The sequence below is a fragment of the Streptomyces sp. XY006 genome, from assembly GCF_002237655.1.
In the GTDB taxonomy this organism is placed as follows: Bacteria; Actinomycetota; Actinomycetes; order Streptomycetales; family Streptomycetaceae; genus Streptomyces; species Streptomyces levis.
Window position 1 is genome coordinate 62800 of sequence record NZ_NOKT01000019.1, and the last position, 22202, is coordinate 85001.

Genomic DNA, 22202 nt, shown 5'->3' on the forward strand with positions numbered 1-22202 from the left:
TATGCGGCGGCTGACGCATCGACCACCTCCGTGTTGTCCGGACGCGTCCGGGCCGCCCGGGGGCGAGGGCTCAACGACGGGTGCTCGTACGGCATTTCGATGCGCCACCCGCGCGGGGAATTCGACCGGATCGTTTCCGTCTCCACACAACGCGTTCGCCATTAATTCGAATTGTTGCCAGGGCCTCATCAACGCCCCTGTGAGGCAACCCCGAAGAGCACCGAAGCGGACATTCCACCAGAGTCGCCTGCTGGTCTTATGCACTGCTTAGTCCGGAAGTATCCCGACAAGCTGGACCTGCACGGTGGACACCATCCGTCACTGGGCGGTGTGTTGGCCATCACTCCGGTGGCGATGTCAACTACCCGAAATCCGGGGTACCCGGAGCGAATAGCCAGGATTCACATCCGGCGTTTTACGAATAGCTGCAGGGAACGCTAGGGTGCCTCAGATGTTCCACGCTGCCTCGTCCCCCGTAAGCGCAGCGAGGTCCCGGATCGTCTCCCCGAGCTCCTGGTGGGAGGGTCTGTGACGAACTCGCTGCGACCGAACGGCGACCGCAAGGCGCCACTTCCCCCGGCCCGGCCACCGGCCGACGGAGTGCCGAGCCCGCGCTCGCCGCACAGCCCGCAGAAGAAGCAGAACGGCAAGCAGCGCGACGCGTTCTTCGACAACGCCAAGTACCTCGCGATCGTGCTGGTGGCCATGGGCCACGCCTGGGAACCGCTCAAGGGCGACAGCCGCATACTCGAGGCCGCGTACCAGGTCGTCTACGCGTTCCACATGCCGGCGTTCATCATCATCTCCGGCTACTTCTCCCGCAGTTTCGACATGCGGCCCGACCGGCTGAAGCGCCTGATCACCGGCGTCGCCGTGCCGTACATCGTCTTCGAGACGGCCTACCCGCTCTTCAAGCGCTGGATCGACGAGGACCCGGGCCAGGACATCAGCCTGCTCGATCCCTGGTACCTCACCTGGTTCCTGGTCGCGCTGTTCGTCTGGCGGCTGACCACCCCCGTCTGGAAGCTGGCCCGCTGGCCCCTGCCGCTCGCGCTCGGTCTCGCCATGCTGGCGACCGTCAGCCCCTCGATCGGGGACGACCTCGACCTCCAGCGTGTGCTGCAGTTCCTGCCGTTCTTCGTGCTGGGCCTGTCGATGAAGCCCGAGCACTTCCACATGGTGCGCCGCCGCTCGGTGCGGATCGCCTCGGTGCCCGTGTTCGCGGCGGCGCTGGCCGTCAGCTGGTGGGCGGTGCCGCGCATGAACACCGCGTGGTTCTACCACCGCGACTCCGCGCAGGAGCTGGGCGCCCCGTGGTGGACCGGCCCGGTGATGGTGCTGGCGCTGTTCGGCTGCTCCCTGGTGCTGACCGCGTGCTTCTTCGCCTGGGTGCCGCGCCGCCACATGTGGTTCACCGCCCTCGGCGCCGGCACGCTCTACGGCTACCTGCTGCACGGCTTCCTGGTGAAGGCCGGCGACTACCAGGGCTGGTTCGAGGCCTCCTGGCTCCAGCACCCGGCCGGCCAGATCGCCGTGACCGTCCTCGCGGCCGCCGTCGTCACGGTGCTGTGCACCAAGCCGGTGCAGCGCATGTTCCGGTTCGCGATGGAACCGAAGATGGAGTGGGCCTTCAAGCGGGACGCGGCCGAGCTCGCCCGCGAGCGCCAGAGCGCCGAGCGGCGCGAGCGCGAGCGTGAGCGCGAGGGTGAGCGCGAGGGTGAGCGCGAGAAGGTCGACGCCTGACCCTCACCCGGCTCACCCCGCTCAGCCGGCCAGACCGAGAAGTGCGCGCATCCGCGCGTACTTCTCGGTCAGTCTTTTACGGGTCGCCGCGTCGAGGACCGCGAGGCGCGCCGGGTCCGCGTTGTGCGCCAGGTCCGCCTCCTTCACCAGCAGCGCGCCGGGCGTGGCCAGGATGCGGGCCGCGTACGCCTCGGGCGGCTCGCCCGGCCGCTTGGTGAGCGCACGCACGATGTCCTTCGTCCGGCTGCTCAGCGCCGCCTCGCGCAGCCACTGGGCCGGCAGGGCGTCGTCCTCGACAGCGTCGTGCAGCCAGGCCGCCGCGATCTGCTCCTCGTCGCCGCCGCGGGCCCGGACGCCCTCGGCGACGGCCCGCAGATGCTCCTCGTACGGCCGTCCGGCCTTGTCCGTCTGGCCGCGGTGCGCGGCACGGGCGGTGGCCTCGACCTCGGCCGTGGTCAGCGGGGTTCGGGGTGAGTCCGTCACGGCTCCAGTGTGCCCCGAGGGGCGACGGCGCCTCAGCGGGTCGCGGCGGCCGTGGGGCCCTCACGGCAGATCAGCAGCAGGGCCCGGTCGTCGTTGACGTCCTTGGCGACCGCCTCGATGAGGTGCCAGGCGGCGCCGTGGAAGCCGCCGGCCACATAGCGGTCGGCCTCGCCGGTGAGGCGGTCGATGCCCTCGACGATGTCGCGGTCGGAGGTCTCCACCAGGCCGTCCGTGAACAGCATCAGCACGTCGCCGGGGCGCAGCGAGCCCTTCACCGGGTCGAACTGGGCGCCGTCGTAGACCCCGAGGAGCGGGCCCTCCGCCGCCTTCTCCTCCCAGCGGCCGGTGCCGGCGCTGAGCTGCAGCCCCGGCGGGTGGCCCGCGGAGTAGAGCTCGTAGTCGCCGGAGTCCAGGTCCAGGACCAGGTGGATGGAGGTGGCGAAGCCCTCGTCCCAGTCCTGGCGGAGCAGATAGCCGTTGGCGGCCGGCAGGAAGGCGTGCGGCGGCAGGGAGCCGAGCAGACCGCCGAAGGCGCCGGACAGCAGCAGCGCGCGGGAGCCCGCGTCCATGCCCTTGCCGGAGACGTCGGTGAGGACGACCTCCAGGGTGCGGCCGCCGTTGGTCCGGGCCGCCACCACGAAGTCGCCCGAGAAGGACTGGCCGCCCGCCGGGCGCAGGGCCATCTCGCGGTGCCAGCCGTCCGGCAGGCCGGGCAGCTTGCTCTGTACCCGGATGCGTTCTCGCAGGTCGAACAGCATGGTGCCGCCGCGCCGCCAGGGCACGCCGACCCGGCTGCGGAACTGCGCCAGCAGCAGTCCGAAGAAGCCGCAGGCCGCGACCACCAGCACCACGCCGGGAGTGACCCGGGACGGGCCCTCCGTGTAGGGGCCGAGCTGCACCGACTCCACGATCAGCGCCGTGGCGGCCGCCGCATACAGGCCGAGCAGGCTCGCCGGGCGCAGCAGCAGGCCGCCCACGACGACCGGCAGGACCAGCGCGGCCGGGGAGAACCACACCGAGTTGGCCAGCGTCGCCGCCGCGATCACCGGGACCATCAGGAGCAGACCGGCCAGGGCGATCCAGTCCGAGCCGTCCCCGCGGAAGTAGTCCACGGCGGCGCGGCGCACGCCGACGCGGGCCCGGTGCCACTGCTTCTTCAACCGGGCCGTGAACGTCTCGGCTTCCGCGCGCCGCTCTCGTCCTGATGCCATTAGTTCGGGACCCTATCCATCGGACCTGCCCCTTGGCACGGGAGGTCCCACTTGTCCCCCGTCCGAGGGCGCACTTCACAGTGAACGTCACCGCGCGCCGGCCCGTCGTCGCCCGGGAGAAATTCCCTCGCTCGTCCCGCATTGCCCTGGTAGGCATGGCCCATGGCGACTGACGCGACGGCAGCGACCGGCTCTTCGGCCGAGCTACGGGTGCTCCGGCAGGACGAATGGGACAAGTGGTACGACACCCTGCTTCGGGGCTTCGGCGGAGTGCCGGAGTCCGCGGAGGAGCGGGAGTTGTGGAACGCGCTGACCGAGTACGACCGTTCACTCGGCGCGTGGGTCGGGGACGAGTGCGTGGGGACGGCCGGGGCGTTCAGTTTCCGGCTGACCGTGCCCGGAGGGGCGTCGGTGCCGGCCGCGGGCGTGACGATGGTGAGCGTGGCCGCCACGCACCGCCGCCGCGGGGTGCTGACGTCGATGATGCGCCGGCAACTGGACGACGTACGCGCCTGGGGCGAGCCGCTGGCGGTGCTCACGGCCAGCGAGCCGGCGATCTACGGCCGGTTCGGGTACGGCAACGCGACCTTCCACTTGAACACCGAGATCGACACCAGCCGGGTGCGGTTGTCGGTGCCGCCCGGCACGGACGACGTACGGCTGCGGTACGCCGCCCCGGCCGACGTGCTCGACGCGTGCGAGGCGGTGTACGCCCGGCTCGTGCCGACGCGGCCCGGGATGCTCGCGCGGCGGCCCGGCTGGGAGCGGCTCGGGGTGCTCGATCCGGAGAGCGAGCGGGGCGGGGCCTCTCCGCTGCTGTGCGTCGTCGCCGAGCGGGACGGCGAGACGGTCGGGTACGCCCGGTACCGGATCAAGCCGGAGTGGGAGACCGCCGGGCCGAACGGCACGGTGATCGTGGAGAGCCTGGCCGCGCTGGACCCCGCGGCGGACGCGGCGCTGTGGCGCTTCCTGTTCGACGTCGACCTGACGTCGAAGGTGGTGGCGCGGGGACGGCCGGTCGACGACGCGTGGCAGTACCTGGTGTCCGACATACGGCGGTGCCTGCCGCGGCTGCGGGACTCGCTGTACGTCCGTCCGGTCGAGGTGGGGGCCGCGCTGGAGGCGCGGACGTATCAGACGCCGGTGGACGTGGTGTTCGAGGTGGAGGACGCGTTCTGCCCCTGGAACGCCGGGCGTTGGCGGCTCAGCGGGGACCAGAAGGGGGCGTCCTGCGAGCGCACGGCCGACGCGGCGGATGTCGTGCTGTCCGTGCGGGAGTTGGGGGCGGCGTATCTCGGGGGCGTGTCGCTGGCCTCGCTGGGGGCGGCGGGGCGGGTGCGGGAGGTACGGCGGGGGGCGCTGGCCGAGGCGTCACTGGGGTTCGGCGGTGGCGGCGGGGTCGGCGGGGTCGGCGGGGGTGCCGGCCTGGCGCCGTGGTTGCCGCACGGGTTCTGAGAGGCGGTGGGTTCCGGGTGGCGGCGGCCGTGAGTGCGGCGGCCGTCTCCCGGGCCCTCCCGGCTCCGGGCCGGCTCGGCTTCGTGGCAGGTCAGGGGCGCTGGCAGGTGGGGCACCAGAAGAGATTGCGGGCGGCGAGGTCGGCGGTGCGGATCTCGCCGCCACAGATGTGGCAGGGCAAGTCGGCCCTGCGGTAGACGTACACCTCGCCGCCGTGGTCGTCCACGCGGGGCGGACGGCCCATCGCCTCCGGGGTGTGCTCCGGGCGGACCGTGTCGATGCGGTTGTTGCGGACGCCCTCGCGCATGAGGGCGACGAGGTCGGTCCAGATCGCGTGCCACTCGGCGGGGGTGATGTCCTTGCCGGGCCGGTACGGGTCGATGTTGTGCCGGAACAGTACCTCCGCGCGGTAGACGTTTCCGACGCCCGCGACGACCTTCTGGTCCATGAGGAGGGCGGCGATCGTCGTACGGCTGCGGGCTATGCGGCGGTAGGCGATGTCCGGGTCGGCGTCGTCACGGAGGGGGTCGGGGCCGAGGCGGTCGTGTATCGCCCGCTTCTCCGGGGGTGTGATCAGGGCGCAGGTGGTGGGGCCGCGGAGGTCGACGTAGGCCGTGTCGCCGGCGAGGCGCAGGCGGACGGTGTCGGTGGGCGGGGGTGCGGGGGCCGGGCCCGCGGTGACCTTGCCGAAGAGGCCGAGGTGGATGTGGACCCAGTGGGTTTCGCCGAAGCCGAGGAAGAGGTGTTTGCCGTGGGCGTCCGTGGCGGTCAGTTCCGTGCCGGTGAGGAGGGTGGCGGCGGGGGTGAATCTGCCCTGGGGGCTGGTGACGTGGGGGGTGGTGCCGCGGAAGGCTGTGGCGTAGTCCTGGGCGAGGCGGTGGATGGTGTGGCCTTCGGGCACGGTGTGGCTTTCTGTGGTGTGTGACGGTTTTGCCCACCCGCCCGCCCGACACGGTCGGGTCAGGGGCCCGGCTCGACCCGGGGCTCCGCCCCGGACCCCGGTTTTGCCCACCCGCCCACCCGACACGGTTGGGGATGGGCCCGGCTCGATTCGGGGCTCCGCCCCGGGCCCCGGGTTCGCCCACCCACCCGCCCGACACGGTTGGGGGGTGGGTCCGGCTCGTTCCGGGGCTCCGCCCCGGGCCCCGGCGGGGACTTCGTCCCCTGCACCCCTCTCGGGGCTCCGCCCCGGACCCGGGCCGGGGTCTGCCCGGCCGTTGTTACTGCTGGGGGTGGTGCGGGGGGATCGGGGGGAGGTCTGCGGTCGTTTCGTAGGACGACAGCATGTCGATGCGGCGGATGTGACGTTCGTCACCGGAGAACGGGGTGTTCAGGAACACCTCGACGAACTTGGTCGCCTCGTCCTGGGAGTGCATGCGAGCGCCGACGGCGACGACGTTGGCGTTGTTGTGCTGGCGGCCGAGGGACGCCGTCTCCTCGCTCCAGGCGAGGGCCGCGCGGACGCCCTTGACCTTGTTCGCGGCGATCTGCTCGCCGTTGCCGGAGCCGCCGATGACGATGCCGAGGGAGTCGGGGTCCGCGGCCGTGCGCTCCGCGGCGCGCAGGCAGAACGGCGGGTAGTCGTCCTGGGCGTCGTAGATGTGCGGGCCGCAGTCGACGGGGTCGTGGCCCGCCTCCTTCAGCCACTCGACGAGGTGGTTCTTCAGTTCGTAGCCGGCATGGTCCGAGCCGAGGTACACGCGCATGGGACGAGTGTGACACGGGTGTTTCGGGGCAGGCGCGCGGGGTGGCGCTCCGGAAAAGGCCAGGAAAATGTGAGCCGCATTACGGAAGATCAGGAAAACCTCAAGTAACAATCTGGATTCAAAGGTTCTCCTCAACGTTCACCTCCGATTCACTGGACCGGCTCGTACACCGCTCGTACGGGTCCCCGTACACCGTCATGCCGCGACACACCCCGTTCGTACGGCGTGTGCGGTTCGTACGGAAGTACCGCTCCCCGGCGCAAAGGAAATCCGTTCCATGACCTCGCAGCCGACGATGAACACAACCGGAAACGAACCCCAAGGCCCCGGAGAACCCGGGGCGCACGGCTCCGGGCTGCAGGCCGGACTCAAGAACCGGCACCTTTCGATGATCGCCATCGGCGGTGTGATCGGCGCCGGCCTCTTCGTGGGGTCGAGCTCCGGCATCGCCACCGCGGGACCCGGCATCCTGCTCTCCTACGCCCTCGTCGGCACGCTCGTGGTGCTGGTGATGCGGATGCTGGGCGAGATGTCCGCCGCCAATCCGACCTCGGGGTCGTTCTCCGCCCACGCCGACCGGGCGCTCGGCCCCTGGGCCGGGTTCTCCATCGGCTGGCTGTACTGGTTCTTCTGGGTCGTGGTGCTCGCGGTCGAGGCGACCGCCGGTGCCGTGATCCTGGAGGGCTGGATACCGGCCGTGCCGCAGTGGGCCTGGGCCCTGATCGTGATGGTCGTGCTGACCGCCACCAACCTCGTCTCCGTCGGCTCCTACGGCGAGTTCGAGTTCTGGTTCGCGGGCATCAAGGTCGTCGCCATCGCCGCGTTCATCGTCATCGGCGGACTGGCCGTGTTCGGCGTGCTGCCGGGCGTGGACAGCGAGCAGGCCGGACTGAGCAACCTCACCGAGCACGGCGGCTTCCTGCCCAACGGGCCCGGGGCCATCCTCACCGGTGTGCTGCTCGTCGTCTTCTCCTTCATGGGCAGTGAGATCGCGACCCTCGCGGCGGGCGAGTCGGAGAACCCGCAGCAGGCCGTCACCAAGGCGACCAACAGCATCATCTGGCGTGTGGCCGTCTTCTACCTCGGCTCGATCTTCGTCGTCGTCGCCCTGCTGCCGTGGGACAGCAAGTCCATCACCGAGGACGGCTCCTACGTCGCGGCCCTCGACTCGCTGGGCATCCCGCACGCCGGTCAGATCATGAACTTCATCGTGCTGACCTCGGTGCTGTCCTGCCTCAACTCCGGCCTCTACACCGCCTCCCGCATGGCCTTCTCGCTCGGCCAGCGCGGGGACGCGCCGAAGTCCTTCGCCCGGACGACCTCCAACGGCGTGCCGCGCACGGCGATCCTCGCGTCGGTCGCGTTCGGTTTCGTCGCCGTGTTCTTCAACTACAAGTTCCCGGACTCCGTCTTCCTGTTCCTGGTGAACTCCAGTGGTGCGGTGGCCCTCTTCGTGTGGCTGGTGATCTGCTTCTCGCAGCTGCGCATGCGGAAGATCATCAAGGCCGAGGCGCCGGAGAAGCTCGTCGTGAAGATGTGGCTGTACCCGTACCTGACCTGGGCGACGGCCGCGCTGATCGTGTTCATCCTCGGTTACATGCTGACCGACACCGAGCACGACGGCCGGACCACCATCTCGCTGTCGCTGCTCGTCGCGGCCGTGGTGCTCGCCATCGCCTTCGTGAAGGAGAAGCTGCGGGGCGGTCGGCGGGCCGCCGCCGAGGCCGAGGCCCGGGACAAGGTCTCCGCCGGCTGAGCCCTGAGGCGCTCGCCGTCCCCGTGAACGGCAGGGCCTGCGGCGCGTGTTGCTCCGGCGCACGCACCGCAGGCCCTTTTCGCTGCCCGGGCCCCCCTCAGAGCACCGTGAAGCTGTCCTTGACCTTCTCGTAGACGCGCAGGGCCTCGGTTTCGGTGGCCGTGTCGTACCAGGTGTTGACCTGGTACGACTTCCCCTTCACGTTGAAGCCGAGCAGACGGGCGTGCCAGTGGACGCCCTTCAGCGTGAAGGTGTACTCCCAGACGACCGCGGGGTGGCCGCGGAACGTCGTCTCCTCCAGGCGGATCTTGCGGTAGTCCTGGCCCTGTTGGGCGTTGCGTTCCGAGGTCTGCCAGGTCTCCAGAAGGTCGCCGCGGGCCAGGGACGACTTGCCGACCAGTTCCTGGGAGCCGTCCGGGGAGGTGTAGTGCACCTCCGCTCCCGTCTTCACGTCCCTGCGCCAGCCGTCGGGGGGCGCCCAGGCGAAGCCGCCCGCCTCCCGGCGCGTGCCGGGTGGCGGGCTCTGCGGCCTGGCGGTGCCCTCTACGGTGGGTGAGGGGGTGGGTGTGGCCGTTGTGGTGGGTGTGCCCGGTGTGGTCGGGGACGCGGATGCGGTGGCGCCCGCGCGGGTGGGTTTGTCGTCCGGCGGGGTGGAGGACGTGGCCAGCAGGATGGCCACGACGGTTCCGGCGGTGGCGACGGTGGCCGCCGTGGCCGCGAACACCGTCCGGCGGCGGCGCGCACCGGGGCGCCGGGTGAGGCGGGGGTGGGGTGTGGCGGGGCCGGGGAGCTCGCCCGGCGGCATGGGGTCGGGGTCCGGGTGCGGCGCGGGGTGCGGCGCGGGGTGCGGGCGGCGTTCGGTCTCCGCCTGTGCGCGGATGAGGGAGACGGGGCTCGGGGCGACGGGCTGGGTGCCGGGGGTGTCGCTGCTGCTGTTGCTGTGCGGAAGGGGCGGGGAGGGGGAACGGGCTGGGGGCGGTTGGGCGGTGGCGGTGGCCTGTGCTTGCGCTTGCGGGTTGAGGTTCGCGGTGACGTGAACGGGAGCGGGGTGGTCCGGGCTTGGGTGGGGCGGCGGTTGCGGGGGCGGTGCGGGGCTGCGAGGGTCCGGTGGGGTGGGGGGCCGCGAGTCCTGCGGAGTTGGGGCAGGGATCGGAGCCGGACTCGGCGGGGGCTGGTGGTCCGGCCCGGTTGCTGGGCCGGGCACGCCCTCCCGCTGCTCTGCATTCTCTGATTGCACCGGCTGCTCTGCACGCTGCGGCTGCTCTGGCTGCCGCTCCGGCCGGTCCGGGTCAGTCTCCGGGACCGGCTCCTGCACCTGGTTGCCCTGCGGCCTCCGCCTCTCTTCCCGCTCCTCCTCCCCCTCCTCGGCAACCTGAGGCCTCGACGCGGGTCCCAGGACCGGGCCCGGTGCCGTTCGCGGGTACCGTCCTGCCCCGATGTCCGGCCCCGGTGAGTCCGGCTCCCGGGCCTCCGGTGCCGCTTCGGCCGTCCCTCCGCCCGGCGCTCCCACCGCCACCGTCGGTGTCGGGAGGGGGAACGCCACCGGTTCCAGGGCCGTTTCGAGGTCCTCCAGAGTCGGGCGGGTCGACGGGTCCTTCTCCAGGAGGGACGCGAGGATCTCGCGCAGCGGGCCCGCCGTGGCGGGCAGGTCCGGCTCCTCGTAGAGGACCGCGTGCAGGGTCGCCAGTGTGGTGTCGCGGGAGAACGGGGAGCGGCCGCCCAGGGCCGCGCAGAGGGTCGCGCCGAGGGACCAGATGTCGGACGGCGGGCCCTGGGGGCGGCCGGAGATGCGCTCGGGGGCCATGTAGTCGGGTGAACCGACCAGCATGCCGACCATGGTGAGCGCCTTGGCGTCCTGGATCGCGGCGATGCCGAAGTCCGTGAGGACCACGCGCCGGGCTCGCGAACGGGCGCGGGTGGCCGAGACGTTGCCCTCGGCCCGTCCGGATCCGGCCACCGTGCCCGCGTTCTCCACCAGGACGTTCCCGGGCTTGATGTCCCGGTGCAGCACGCCCCGTTCGTGCACCTGCCGGAGCGCCGCGACCAGGCCGAGTCCGATCCGGGCGGTCTCGCAGGGCCCGAGGGCGCCCTCCTCCGCGAGGACGCGTTCCAGGGAGCGGCCGGCCACCAACTCCATGACGATCCACAGCCGTTCGCCCTCGTCGACGACGTCGTAGATCCGTACGACGTTGGGGTGGTCGATACGGGCCGTGGCCCTCGCCTCGCGCAGGGTCCGTTCGCGGCGCGTCCTGCTGTCCTCCGCGTCGAGTCCGTCGATCCTCATCTCTTTGACGGCGACCTGCCGGTCGAGTATTTCGTCGGCGGCTCGCCACACCCGCCCCATTCCCCCCTGGCCGATACTCTCGACCAACCGATAGCGTCCCGTCACCAATATCCCTGGAACACCGCCGCTGTTCGCATTCCCCGGCAATCCGCTGCACCCCCTCCACGACGCCGCGACCGACTCCAGTGAAACACAACGGTCACACTTCGTGCCGCACCAGGATAGTGCGGAGAAATCTTGTGGTACCTCTTTCAGTGCTGCGAATTCAGGCGCAGCCCAGGGGGACGCAAGGGGGACGAACATGAGTTCTCGTCGTACGGCCGTGGTCGTGGGACCGCTGGTCGCGGCATCATTCTCAGCGGTGCTGATCCTTTCCGGCACCGCCGGGGCGGAGGACGAAGGGCCCGCAAGCAGCAAGGGGGGAAAGGTCGTCGACGAAGCACCGGCCGGGGTGAAGCTCACCACGCTGCTGCCCGGGAAGATCTCGGTCGACAACGACTCCGAAAAGACGGCGATAACCGCCACGGTGAAGAACGAGGGGACCAAGGACAGCGGAAAGATGCGGCTGTTGGTCGTGGGTTTCGACGGGCTCGTGGTCAAGAACGTCGACGGGTGTTCCGCGATTGCCGAAAAGGACCTTCCGGAGGGTTCGAACAGCGGTTTCGCCTGCCCGCTCGACAATCTCGCGGCGGGTGAGTCGAAGTCGTACGCGGTCGACGCGACGTACGACCTGGGCAAGACCGGGAAGATCTGCCTGCCCGTTCAGACGAGCGACGGGTCGAAGACGTTCTGGCAGCAGGGGCCGGTGCCGTTCGGCACCACCAACCCGTCGCCGAACGCCCCGGCCACTCCCCTGCTGCTCGGAACGGACAACGAACCGGCGGGCCCGGGCGGCAAGGAGCTGCCCAGGACGGGACCGGCGCGTGATCTGCTGCCGCTGGGTGCGGCCGGTGCCTCGCTGCTGACCGCGGGCGTGGCCGGTCTGTGGTGGTCGCAGCGGCGGCGGCCGGCGGTGCGGGAGGGCTGATCCGGCCACGCGCGCACACGGAAAGAGGCCCGCCGGGACGGTTCGTCCCGGCGGGCCTCCCTCGACTCCCGCGCGTTCAGCGCTTGTTCGCGGCGTTCAGCGCTTGCCTGCGGCGTTCAGCGCTCGTTCGCCGCGTTCAGCGCTTGTTCGCGAACTTCCACGCCGTCGGCAGCGCGCCCATCGCCAGGGCGGCCTTCAGCGCGTCGCCGATGAGGAACGGCGTGAGGCCGGCGGCGATCGCGGCGGTGGCGGACATGCCGGTGGCCAGGGCCAGGTAGGGCACGCCGATGGCGTAGATGATCGCCTCGCCCACGAGCATCGTGCCGGCCATGCGCCACACCGAGCGGTCGGCGCCACGGCGGGCCAGGGCGCCCACGACGGTCGCGGCGAGGATCATGCCGAGGATGTAGCCGAAGGAGGGGGCGACGCCGGAGGAGGCGCCCGCGAACCACGGCACGCCGGCCAGGCCGGCCAGCGCGTACAGCGCGAGGGCGAGGAAGCCGCGGCCGGCGCCGAGGGACGTGCCGACGAGCAGCGCGGCGAAGGTCTGGCCGGTCACCGGCACCGGGGAGCCCGGCACGGGCACGGAGAGCTGGGCGGCGAGTCCGGTGAGCGCGGCGCCGCCGAGCACGAGGGCCGCGTCCCGGACACGGGAGGCGGGGAGCAGGTCGGCGAGGACCTGTCCGGTGCGGGCGGGTGTGGCGGCAGCGGTGCTCATGGGGACTCCGCGAGGGTGAGGGCTGGTGGGACACCGTGACGCTATCCCAGCGCCCACGGCCCGATCACCGTCAGCGCTCGACAAAGGCACGAACCGGCGGTTGGTCGGCTCCGTACAAAGAGTGGGGGTTACACCGAGTACGGCGTGACGCCGGTCACGGTGCTCGGGTGCCGTGGGGCACGGGAGGGGCACGGAAGCCGTCTGTAGGTTTCCCCCAAAGGTGCCCGGCCCGCCGTCTCGCCCGTCGGTCGCCGTCTGGGCAGCCGCGGGCCGTTTTGCTAGCGTCGCGGACATGGTTGCCCAGGCCCGGTTCTTCTCGCAGCGTCGGTATGTCGACCTGCGCCGCCAGGGCACGGCCACCTGTCGCCGCCCGGTGTGAGGCGGGGCGGAGCGGATCCGGCTCGCCGAACGAGACGGCGCAGTGTCGGACCGGCCCCAGGAAGACTCCCATGCCTCGTACCGCGGCTCCCCTTCTGACGTCCCCCATCCCCGTGTCGCCGACAGCGACCGGCGTCGCACCAGTGCGAGCGTCGTCCTGCGGTCCGTGCTGGAGCACGGGCCGGTCGCCCGCAGCACCATCGCCCGGCTCACCGGTCTGTCGCCGGCGTCGGTGACCGACTACTGCGCCCGCTTCGCCGAGTTGGGCCTGATCCGCGAGTCCGCCGTGCTGCGGCGTTCCAAGGGGGTGGGGCGGCCGCACCTGCCGGTCGACCTGGACGACTCCCGGTTCGTCGTGGGCGGGGTGCACGTGGCGGTGCCGCACACCACGGTCGCGCTGCTGGACCTGCGCGGGCGCGTGGTGGCGCGGCGCGAGCTGAAGCACGAGGGCACCGAACCCGCGCGGGTGCTGGCCGGGGCCGCCGAAGGGCTGGCGGCGCTGCTCGGCCGGGCCGTGCACAGCACGGCCCTGGGCGTGGGTTTCGCGGCGGGCGGCTGGGTGGACCGGGACTCGGGCACCGTCGTGGAGCATCCGCTGCTGGGCTGGCGCGAGGTGCCGGTGCGCGAACTGCTGGGCGCGCGCACCGGGCTGCCGGTGCATGTGGACGGGCACGCGCGGGCGCTGGTCAACGCGGAGCGGCTGTTCGGGCGGGCCCGGGGCAGCCGGAGTCTGCTGCACCTGTTCGCGGGCAACGTGGTCGACGCGGCGTTCGCCACCCATGACGAGGTGCACCACGGGCCGCGCTCCCAGGCCGGGGCCATCGCCCATCTGCCGGTGCCGGGCGGCACGGAGCGCTGCGACTGCGGCCGGACGGGCTGCCTGCAGGCGGAGTTGAGCGAGCGGACCCTGTGCCGGCGGGCCCGTGCGGCGGGGGTCGCCGACGGGGCGAACCCGATGCACGTGGTCGGTGCGGCGGCGGCCGGTGACGCGGTGGCGGCCGGGCTGCTGCTGGAGCGGTCACGGCGGGTGGGGCGCGCGGTGGGGCTGCTGCTGGACGTGCTCAATCCGGAGCGGGTGGTCGTGACGGAGATCGGGGTCATGCACCGGGAGGACTGCCTCGCGGCCGTGCGCGAGGAGGTCGGATCCGGCCGCGCCGGAACCGTCTCGCCGATCAGTTTCCCGGATTCCGTCCTGGCCGTGGCCGGTGGCGCGGTGGCGCTCGACGTGCTCTACCGGGATCCGCTGGCCGCATCACCTGAGGTTATTTAATTCAGAAACTCGGAATGTTGACAGGGCGGGCCGCTGACCAGGAACATCCTGTTCATGAGCCCGCTCACGAGCTGTCGCACCCTCTGTTGCTGACCCGTTGACGCGCCCCCGGCGCCCCTTCACGGAGCGCTTTCTCCTTTCTTTGTGACATTCGCGTGAATTCCCTCGCGTCATTTTTTCCTGCCCGGAATTCCGTGCGCTGTGCCCTCTTCCATCTCCAGGGAGCCACCCATGTCCTCTCCCCCTGTCTCCGGACTCGACCGGCGTCTGTTCCTGACCTCACTGCTCGGCGTGACCGCCGCGGCGGCCGGACTGAGCGGCTGCGCGGACAGCAGCGCCGCGGCCGACGAGACGGCGGCCGACGCTCCCCTGGCCACGAAGGTCCCCGCGGGAACGAGCCTGAAGATCGCCTCGTACCAGAACGCGCAGCAACTCCAGTTCCGGCTGGCCGGGTTCGACGACCTGCCGTTCACGGTGTCCAACTGGCTGAACATCGGCGCGGGACCGGATGTCATCAACGCCTTCCGCGCCAAGTCCCTGGATGTGGCCAACAACGCCGGCATCCCGCCGATCCAGGCGCACTACCAGGGCTTCGACGCGAAGATCGTCGCGGTCAACATCACCCGCAAGCCCAACTACCTCTTCGCGACCAAGCCCGGCAGCGACATCCGCACGGTCGCCGGCTTCCGGGGCAAGCGGCTCGCCTTCTCCCAGGGGCAGGCGCAGGGCGTCGTCCTGCTGCGGGCGCTGAAGCAGGCCGGGCTCGCGTACGACGACGTGGAGCTGGTGCCGCTGACCAGCAACCAGTTCCTCACCGCGCTGCAGTCCGGGCAGGTGGACATCGCGCCGCTCGCCAACACGCAGGTGCCCGCGTACCTGACGCAGTACAAGTCCGCCCGCACCATCAAGACCGACGTGGTGGACCTGCTCAGCGTGCTGTGGGCGCCGGTGTCGGTGCTGAACGACCGGGCGAAGGCCGCCGCGGTCGCCGCGTACATCCCCTACTGGGCGAAGGCCCAGGTGTGGACGTACGAGCACCCCGAGGAGTGGAACGAGCAGTTCTACGTGGGGACGCAGAACCTGACCCTCGCGCAGGCGAAGGCGGTGACCGCGCTGGCCAACAAGCCGCTGTTCCCGCCGCGCTGGGACGAGGCGATCCGGTGGGAGCAGGAGACCGCGGATCTGCTCGCGGAGGGCGGCTTCGTGAAGAAGTTCGACGTCTCCGAGCTGTTCGACCACCGCTTCGAGTCGCTCGCGGCCAAGGCCGTGCCGGCGGAGTACCGGAGGTGACCGCCGTGACCGCGACCACGCACACGACCGCCGCCGCCCCGCTCGCCCCGGTCGAGGAGGCGCACCAGGTGCGCAGGCGCCGGCGGCTGGCCCCCGGCCGGCGGCTGCCGGCCACCCGGCTCGTCGGGCCCGTCGTCGTCCTCGTCCTGTGGATCGCCGCCTCGGCGGCCGGGCTGCTCGACCCGGGCGCGATCCCCGCGCCCTGGACGGTGCTGGAGACCGGCACGCGGCTGTGGACGGACGGCACGCTGCCGGACGACATCCTGACCTCGCTGCAGCGCGCGGCGAGCGGGTTCGTGATCGGCCTGACCGTGGGGATCCTGCTGGCGCTGGTGTCCGGGCTCACCCGGACCGGCGAGGCGCTGATCGACGGCACCGTGAACCTGAACCGGGCCATCCCCACGCTGGGTCTGATCCCGCTGTTCATCCTGTGGCTGGGCATCGGCGAGACCTTCAAGATCGCCATCATCGCGATCGTCGTCTACATACCGATCTACCTGAACACGCATGCCGCGCTGTCCGGGATCGACAGCCGGTTCGTCGAACTGGCCGAGGTGCAGGGCCTGTCGAAGCTGCGGTTCATCCGCGAGGTCGTCATCCCCGGCGCGCTGCCCGGCTTCTTCGTCGGGCTGCGGCTCGGGGTGACCGGCTCCTGGCTGGGCCTGGTGGTGCTGGAGCAGATCAACGCCACCAGCGGGCTCGGCTACATGATGTTCCAGGCGCAGAACTACGGCCAGACGGACGTCATCCTCGTCGGCCTGGTCGTCTACGGGGTCTTCGGCCTGATCTCCGACAGCGCGGTCCGCATCATCGAACGGAGGGTGCTGTCATGGCGCCGCACACTGAGCAGCTGACCCGCCCCGCCGTGCAACTGCGCGGCCTGACCAGGTCGTTCGACGGGCGTACGGTCCTCGACGGCATCGACCTCGACCTGCCCGCCGGGCAGCTCACGGCCCTGCTCGGGCACAGCGGCTCCGGCAAGAGCACGCTGCTGCGGGCGATCGCCGGGCTCGACCACGGGGTGACCGGATGGGGGTCCCCCCTGCTCGAGCGAAGCCGAGAGCTCGGGGGAGGGCAGCTCACCGCGCCCGAGCGGGTGTCGGTCGTCTTCCAGGACTCCCGGCTGCTGCCCTGGCGGCGGGTCCTGGACAACGTGCTCCTCGGTGCGGAGGGCAAGGACGCCGGGCGCCGGGGCCGGGCGGCCCTGGAGGAGGTCGGGCTGAAGGGCCGCGAGCGGGCCTGGCCGGGCGAGCTGTCCGGCGGGGAGGCCCAGCGGGCCGCCCTGGCCCGCTCCCTGGTGCAGCAGCCGGAACTGCTGCTGGCCGACGAACCGTTCGGGGCGCTCGACGCGCTCACCCGGATCCGGATGCACGGGCTGCTGCGGGAGCTGTGGGAGCGCCACCGGCCCTCGGTGCTGCTGGTCACCCACGACGTGGACGAGGCGATCGTGCTGGCCGACCGGGTGCTCGTCCTGGACCAGGGCCGGATCGGCCTCGACCTGGCCATCGACCGCCCCCACCCGCGGTCGTACCGCGACCCCCTGCTCGGCGAGTACCGGGAGCGGCTGCTGGCCGCGCTCGGTGTCACGGAGGATCACCGATGACCCGCGGACGGCTGCACCTGAACGCGTTCCTGATGAACACCGGCCACCACGAGGCGTCGTGGCGGCTGCCGGAGAGCGACCCGTACGCGAGTGTCGACCTGGCCCACTACGTGCGGCTCGCGCGGATCGCCGAACGGGGCACCTTCGACTCGCTGTTCCTCGCCGACGGCCCGCAGCTGTGGAGCAGTGTGGCGCAGCGGCCCGCCGGAGCGCTGGAGCCGATCACGCTGCTGACCGCGCTGGCGACGGCCACCGAGCACATCGGCCTGATCGCCACGGCCTCCACCTCGTACAACTCGCCCTACAACCTGGCCCGCAAGTTCGCCACGCTGGACCACATCAGCGGTGGCCGGGCGGGCTGGAACATCGTCACCACCGCCGGTGCCGAGGCCGCCCGCAACTTCGGTCTGGACGCCGAGCCGGCGCACGCCGAACGGTACGCGCGGGCCGCCGAGTTCCTCGACGTGGCGCTGAAGCTGTGGGACAGCTGGGAGGACGACACGGTCGTCGCCGACAAGGCGGCGGGCGTGTGGGGCGACGACGCGAAGATCCACCCGCCCCGGCACAAGGGCCGTTACTTCAGCGTCGAGGGCGCGCTCAACGTGCCCCGCTCACCGCAGGGGTACCCGCTGCTGGTGCAGGCCGGCTCCTCCGAGGACGGCAAGCGGTTCGCCGCCCGCTACGCGGAGGCCGTGTTCACCGCGCAGCAGACGGTGGAGGACGCGCGCGCCTTCTACGCCGACCTCAAGGCCCGCACGGTCGCGGCCGGCCGGGACGCCGACCACGTCAAGGTGCTGCCGGGGATCGTCCCGGTGATCGGCTCGACCGAGGCCGAGGCACGGGCGCACGAGCGGGTCCTGGAGGACCACATCGTGCACACGCACGGCGTGCGCCACCTGGAACGGCTGCTGCACCTGGAGCCGGACACGCTCGACCTGGACGGCCCGCTCCCGGCCGACCTGCCGCCGGAGAGCGCCATCGAGGGTGCCAAGAGCCGCTACACGCTCATCGTCGAACTGGCCCGGCGCGACCGGCTCACCGTCCGGCAGCTGATCGGGCGGCTCGGCGGCGGGCGCGGGCACCTCACCTTCGCCGGGACGCCCGAGCAGGTCGCCGACACGATCCAGCTCTGGTTTGAGTCGGGCGCGGCGGATGGCTTCAACATCATGCCCGCGGTGCTGCCGTCGGGCCTGGAGGCCTTCGTCGACCACGTCGTCCCCCTGCTGCGCGCCCGCGGTCTGCTGCGCACCGAGTACGGCGCCCGCACCACCCTGCGGCAGCGCTACGGCCTTCCGCGCCCCGCCAACCAGCACGTCACCGCTCCCGCCCTCGTCTGATCCGGAAGGAAACCGTCATGGCCATCGAGATCCACAAGATCACCGCGCACATCGGCGCCCGCGTCGAGGGCGTCGACCTCACCCGGCCCCTCGACCAGGAGACCGTCACGGCCCTGCGCGAGGCGCTCAACGCCCACAAGGCCCTCGTCCTGGACGCGGAGGGCCTGGACGACGCGGGCCAGCAGGCCTTCGCGCGTCACTTCGGCGACATCACCACCGCCCATCCGACGGTGGCCGCCGTCGACGGCGCCCCGAACGTGCTGCCCGTGGACAGCGGGGGCGGCCGGGCCGCCAACCACTGGCACACCGACGTCACCTTCGTCCTGAACCCGCCGCAGGCCACCAGCCTGCGCAGCATCACCGTCCCGCCCTACGGCGGCGAGACGCTGATCGCCAGCTCGGCCGCCGCCTACCGGGCCCTGCCCGAGCCGCTGCGAAGCCTCGCGGACACGCTGTGGGCGGAGCACACCAACGACTACGACTACGCCGTGCCGGACGAGGACGTCGACGAGGACCAGGCGGCCCGGCGCGCCGAGTTCACGTCGATCAAGTACCGCACGGTCCACCCGGTGGTCCGCGTCCACCCGCTGACCGGCGAGCGGGGGCTGTTCATCGGCGGCTTCGCCCAGCGGATCGTGGGCCTCTCACCCGGCGAGTCCCGCAGGATCCTCAATCTGCTGCAGGCGTACGTGACCCGGCCGGAGCACGTCCTGCGCCACCGCTGGTCGCCGGACCAGCTCGTCCTGTTCGACAACCGGATCACCCAGCACTACGCGGTCGACAACTACGACGGCCTGCCGCGCCGGCTGCACCGGGTGACCGTCGCCGGGGACGTCCCCGCCGGGATCGAGGGCAAGGAGAGCTACGTCATCGAGGGCGACGCCTCCCACTACACCCCGCTCGCCGCCTAGCCACACTGAGCGACGCGGACGTCCACATCGTGGGATGCCTCTCCGTCCGGGCGGGGAGGCATCCGAGACTGGCGGCGTTTTGCCCACGTACGCACCTCACGCATTGGACGAGCCGCGCCCATGCCCAGCAGCACCACCCAGGAGACCCCGACCGGCACGGACGGCGTCTCCCTCTCCCACGGCCTGAAGCAGCGCCACCTGTCGATGATCGCCCTCGGCGGGGTGATCGGCGCCGGTCTGTTCGTCGGCTCCGGCGCGGGTATCGCCGCCGCCGGTCCGTCGATCGTGGTCGCCTACGCCCTCTCCGGTCTCCTCGTGATGCTGGTGATGCGGATGCTCGGCGAGATGTCGGCCGCGTATCCCTCGTCGGGCTCGTTCTCGGCGCACGCCGAGCGGGCGATCGGCCCCTGGGCCGGGTTCACCGCGGGGTGGTCCTTCTGGGTGCTGCTGTGCACGGCCGTCGGCCTGGAGGGCATCGGCGCCGCCAAGATCGTCAGCGGCTGGCTGCCGGGCACGCCGGAGTGGGCGTGGGTGGCGCTGTTCATGGTCGTCTTCTGCGGCACGAACCTCGCGGCGGTGAAGAACTTCGGCGAGTTCGAGTTCTGGTTCGCCGCGCTGAAGGTCGCCGCGATCACCCTGTTCCTGGTGCTGGGCGTCCTGGCGATCCTGGGCGTCCTGCCCGGCACGGACTCCCCCGGCGCGAGCCACCTCACCGACTTCCTGCCCAACGGCGCCGAAGGCCTGGTCATCGGGTTGCTCGCCTCGGTCTTCGCCTACGGCGGCCTGGAGACGGTGACCATCGCGGCGGCCGAGTCGGAGAACCCCGTCCAGGGCGTGGCGCGCGCGGTCCGCACCGCGATGTGGCGCATCGCGCTGTTCTACATCGGCTCGATGGCGGTCATCGTCACGCTCGTGCCGTGGGACTCGAAGGAGGTCGTCGAGAAGGGCCCGTACGTCGCCGCCCTCGACGAGCTCGGCATCCCGGGCGCCGGCCAGCTGATGAACGTGGTCGTGCTGGTGGCGCTGCTGTCGGCGATGAACGCCAACATCTACGGGGCCTCCCGCATCGCCTACTCGCTGGTGGAGCGCGGCCAGGGCCCGAAGGGTCTGGGCCGGGTCTCGGGCGGGGTGCCGCGGATCGCGGTCCTGGCCTCCTCCGTGTTCGGGTTCCTGTGCGTGCTGCTGAGCTACTGGCGGCCGAACGATGTCTTCGCCTGGCTGCTGAACATGATCGGCGCGGTGATCCTCGTGGTGTGGATCTTCATCGCCGTCTCCCAGCTGCGGCTGCGCCGCCGGATGGAGCGCGAGGCGCCCGAGCAGCTGGTCGTGCGGATGTGGGCTTTCCCGTGGCTGACGTGGCTCGCCCTGGCCGGCATGGCCGCGGTGTTCGTGCTGATGGCCCGCGAGCCGGACACCCGGGTGCAGCTGTACTCGACGGGCGGGATGACGCTGGTCCTCGCGGCCGTCGGCTACGCCTGGCAGAAGGCGCGCGCCCGGCAGTAGCACCCTGACGTCGAGCAGGCCCCCGCGGGACACGCGGGGGCCTTTTCGCGTGCCCGGGGCACCCCTCGGGCCCTCTTGCTGCTAGCGTGCAGTTGCAAGCTAGTTGCAATAAGAGGTTCGGAGGGGAACCCGCCCATGCCCGTCTACACGCTGCCCGACCTGCCGTACGACTACGCGGCACTCGCCCCCGTGATCAGCCCCGAGATCATCGAGCTGCACCACGACAAGCACCACGCGGCCTATGTGAAGGGCGCCAACGACACGCTGGAGCAGCTCGCCGAGGCGCGGGACAAGGAGGCCTGGGGGTCGATCAACGGGCTGGAGAAGAACCTGGCCTTCCACCTGTCCGGGCACATCCTGCACAGCATCTACTGGCAGAACATGACCGGTCCGAAGGACGGCGGCGGCGAGCCGCTCGCGCAGGACGGCGTGGGAGAGCTCGCGGACGCGATCACCGAGTCCTTCGGTTCCTTCGCCCGCTTCAAGGCCCAGCTGTCCAAGGCCGCGGCGACCACGCAGGGGTCCGGCTGGGGCGTGCTCGCCCACGAGCCGCTGAGCGGCCGGCTGATCGTGGAGCAGGTCTACGACCACCAGGGCAACGTCGGCCAGGGCGCCATTCCGATCCTGGTCTTCGACGCCTGGGAGCACGCCTTCTACCTGCAGTACCGCAACCAGAAGGTGGACTTCATCGAGGCGATGTGGCAGGTCGTCAACTGGCAGGACGTGGCCCGGCGCCACGCGGCCGCGAAGTCCCGCACGGACGTGCTGCTCCTGGCCCCCTGAGGCCGCCCCCGTGAAGCGTCCTGCCTCGTGATCGTCTTCTCACCCTTCACGAACGGCAGGCGATGAGAGGAAGACCCCCGCGAGGACAGGACTCGCGGGGGTCTTCCGGTGCTAGGGCAGATCCGGCTCGCACGGCACGTTGAGGGAGAGGAGCGCGGCGGAACCGTCGGGACGCAGGCCCAGTTCGCTGATCGCCGCGTTGCGCAGCCGCGGGAACACCCTGCGGTACTCGCGCGCCGGGATCGACAGCAGGTTGCACAGCACCAGGCGGAGCAGGGTGTTGTGGGCGACGACCAGGACGCGTCCGCCGGGATGGGCCGCGGCGATCTCCCGCAGGGCGCGCACGCCCCGGGCCGCCGCCGCCGTCGGGTCCTCGGCGCCGGGGAAGGAGTGCGCCACCGGGTCGGCCCGGTACGCCGCGGCCCACTCCGGGTCCTCGGCCTCGAACTCGGCGAGCGTGCGGCCCTCGACGACGCCGAAGTCGCACTCGCGCAGGTCCGGTTCGATCCGTGGGGTGAGGCCGAGAGCGCGGCAGGCGGGGTCGGCGGTGGCGACGGCCCGGGACAGCGGGGACGTGCGGATCGCGTCGACCGGGTGGGCGGCGGCCCAGCGGCCGAGGGACTCGGCCTGGGCGCGGCCGGTGTCGGTGAGGGCGATGTCGCTGACCCCGGCGTAGCGGTTCTCGGCATGCCAGACGGTCTGCCCGTGACGGGCCAGCAGGAGGGTGGTGGTCATGGACTGGTC

Annotated in this window: 19 protein-coding genes; 12 read left to right on the forward strand and 7 right to left on the reverse strand. The window is 71.6% G+C overall.

The features are described from left to right. The first annotated feature begins 528 nt into the window (after positions 1–528). On the forward strand, positions 529–1743 hold the full coding sequence (locus CHR28_RS22490) for an acyltransferase family protein (RefSeq protein WP_094055485.1): 1215 nt from the start codon (positions 529–531) through the stop codon (positions 1741–1743). 21 nt (positions 1744–1764) lie between these two features. Here CHR28_RS22490 and CHR28_RS22495 read toward each other — a convergent pair whose 3' ends face one another. Together CHR28_RS22495 and CHR28_RS22500 are read right to left on the reverse strand one after the other, a co-directional pair. Continuing rightward, entirely contained in the window at positions 1765–2226 is a 462-nt protein-coding gene (locus tag CHR28_RS22495) for an HD domain-containing protein (protein WP_094055486.1), read from the reverse strand. 32 nt (positions 2227–2258) lie between these two features. Then, positions 2259–3437: a PP2C family protein-serine/threonine phosphatase gene (locus tag CHR28_RS22500; RefSeq protein WP_094055487.1), complete on the reverse strand. Its 1179-nt coding sequence runs from the start codon at positions 3435–3437 to the stop codon at positions 2259–2261. A gap of 162 nt (positions 3438–3599) precedes the next feature. Here CHR28_RS22500 and CHR28_RS22505 point away from each other — a divergent pair, with 162 nt between their 5' ends. Next, entirely contained in the window at positions 3600–4892 is a 1293-nt protein-coding gene (locus tag CHR28_RS22505; protein ID WP_094055488.1) for a GNAT family N-acetyltransferase, read from the forward strand. 91 nt (positions 4893–4983) lie between these two features. Here the strand turns inward: CHR28_RS22505 and CHR28_RS22510 are convergent, their stop codons facing one another. Then, the gene (locus tag CHR28_RS22510; protein ID WP_094055489.1) at positions 4984–5793 is read right to left on the reverse strand and encodes an Fpg/Nei family DNA glycosylase; all 810 of its coding nucleotides are present in this window, start codon (positions 5791–5793) and stop codon (positions 4984–4986) included. Positions 5794–6112: 319 nt separating this feature from the next. Next, complete coding sequence (locus CHR28_RS22515) at positions 6113–6598, reverse strand: ribose-5-phosphate isomerase (RefSeq protein WP_094055490.1); 486 nt, start codon at positions 6596–6598, stop codon at positions 6113–6115. A gap of 277 nt (positions 6599–6875) precedes the next feature. Here CHR28_RS22515 and CHR28_RS22520 point away from each other — a divergent pair, with 277 nt between their 5' ends. Then, entirely contained in the window at positions 6876–8354 is a 1479-nt protein-coding gene (locus tag CHR28_RS22520) for an amino acid permease (protein ID WP_094055491.1), read from the forward strand. A gap of 97 nt (positions 8355–8451) precedes the next feature. Here CHR28_RS22520 and CHR28_RS22525 read toward each other — a convergent pair whose 3' ends face one another. Beyond that, positions 8452–10698, reverse strand: a complete 2247-nt coding sequence (locus CHR28_RS22525) for a serine/threonine-protein kinase (protein WP_256984341.1) — start codon at positions 10696–10698, stop codon at positions 8452–8454. Between the two features lie 241 nt (positions 10699–10939). Here CHR28_RS22525 and CHR28_RS22530 point away from each other — a divergent pair, with 241 nt between their 5' ends. Beyond that, positions 10940–11665, forward strand: coding sequence for a hypothetical protein (locus tag CHR28_RS22530; RefSeq protein WP_094055493.1), 726 nt, complete (start codon positions 10940–10942; stop codon positions 11663–11665). A gap of 136 nt (positions 11666–11801) precedes the next feature. Here CHR28_RS22530 and CHR28_RS22535 read toward each other — a convergent pair whose 3' ends face one another. Continuing rightward, positions 11802–12383, reverse strand: a complete 582-nt coding sequence (locus CHR28_RS22535; RefSeq protein ID WP_094055494.1) for a biotin transporter BioY — start codon at positions 12381–12383, stop codon at positions 11802–11804. A gap of 544 nt (positions 12384–12927) precedes the next feature. Between CHR28_RS22535 and CHR28_RS22540 the strand changes: the two genes are divergently transcribed. From CHR28_RS22540 to CHR28_RS22575, 8 genes are all read left to right on the forward strand, one after another. Next, the gene (locus CHR28_RS22540; protein WP_256984342.1) at positions 12928–14031 is read left to right on the forward strand and encodes an ROK family protein; all 1104 of its coding nucleotides are present in this window, start codon (positions 12928–12930) and stop codon (positions 14029–14031) included. A 231-nt stretch (positions 14032–14262) separates the two neighbouring features. Continuing rightward, positions 14263–15321: an ABC transporter substrate-binding protein gene (locus CHR28_RS22545; protein ID WP_094055495.1), complete on the forward strand. Its 1059-nt coding sequence runs from the start codon at positions 14263–14265 to the stop codon at positions 15319–15321. Then, positions 15318–16175 (forward strand): ABC transporter permease, encoded by an 858-nt coding sequence (locus CHR28_RS22550; RefSeq protein WP_179272527.1) that lies wholly within the window; start codon positions 15318–15320, stop codon positions 16173–16175. Before CHR28_RS22545 ends, CHR28_RS22550 begins: the two co-directional genes overlap by 4 nt. Then, complete coding sequence (locus tag CHR28_RS22555) at positions 16151–16924, forward strand: ABC transporter ATP-binding protein (protein ID WP_094055496.1); 774 nt, start codon at positions 16151–16153, stop codon at positions 16922–16924. Before CHR28_RS22550 ends, CHR28_RS22555 begins: the two co-directional genes overlap by 25 nt. Continuing rightward, positions 16921–18261 carry an LLM class flavin-dependent oxidoreductase gene (locus CHR28_RS22560; RefSeq protein WP_094055497.1) on the forward strand — a complete coding sequence of 447 codons (1341 nt, stop codon included), beginning with the start codon at positions 16921–16923 and terminating at the stop codon, positions 18259–18261. Before CHR28_RS22555 ends, CHR28_RS22560 begins: the two co-directional genes overlap by 4 nt. A gap of 17 nt (positions 18262–18278) precedes the next feature. Next, positions 18279–19172, forward strand: coding sequence for a TauD/TfdA dioxygenase family protein (locus CHR28_RS22565; protein ID WP_094055498.1), 894 nt, complete (start codon positions 18279–18281; stop codon positions 19170–19172). Between the two features lie 120 nt (positions 19173–19292). After that, positions 19293–20675, forward strand: coding sequence for an amino acid permease (locus CHR28_RS22570; RefSeq protein ID WP_094055499.1), 1383 nt, complete (start codon positions 19293–19295; stop codon positions 20673–20675). A gap of 135 nt (positions 20676–20810) precedes the next feature. Continuing rightward, positions 20811–21458, forward strand: coding sequence for a superoxide dismutase (locus CHR28_RS22575; RefSeq protein WP_094055500.1), 648 nt, complete (start codon positions 20811–20813; stop codon positions 21456–21458). Between the two features lie 111 nt (positions 21459–21569). Here the strand turns inward: CHR28_RS22575 and CHR28_RS22580 are convergent, their stop codons facing one another. Next, positions 21570–22193 carry a histidine phosphatase family protein gene (locus CHR28_RS22580; RefSeq protein ID WP_094055501.1) on the reverse strand — a complete coding sequence of 208 codons (624 nt, stop codon included), beginning with the start codon at positions 22191–22193 and terminating at the stop codon, positions 21570–21572. Positions 22194–22202 lie beyond the last annotated feature (9 nt).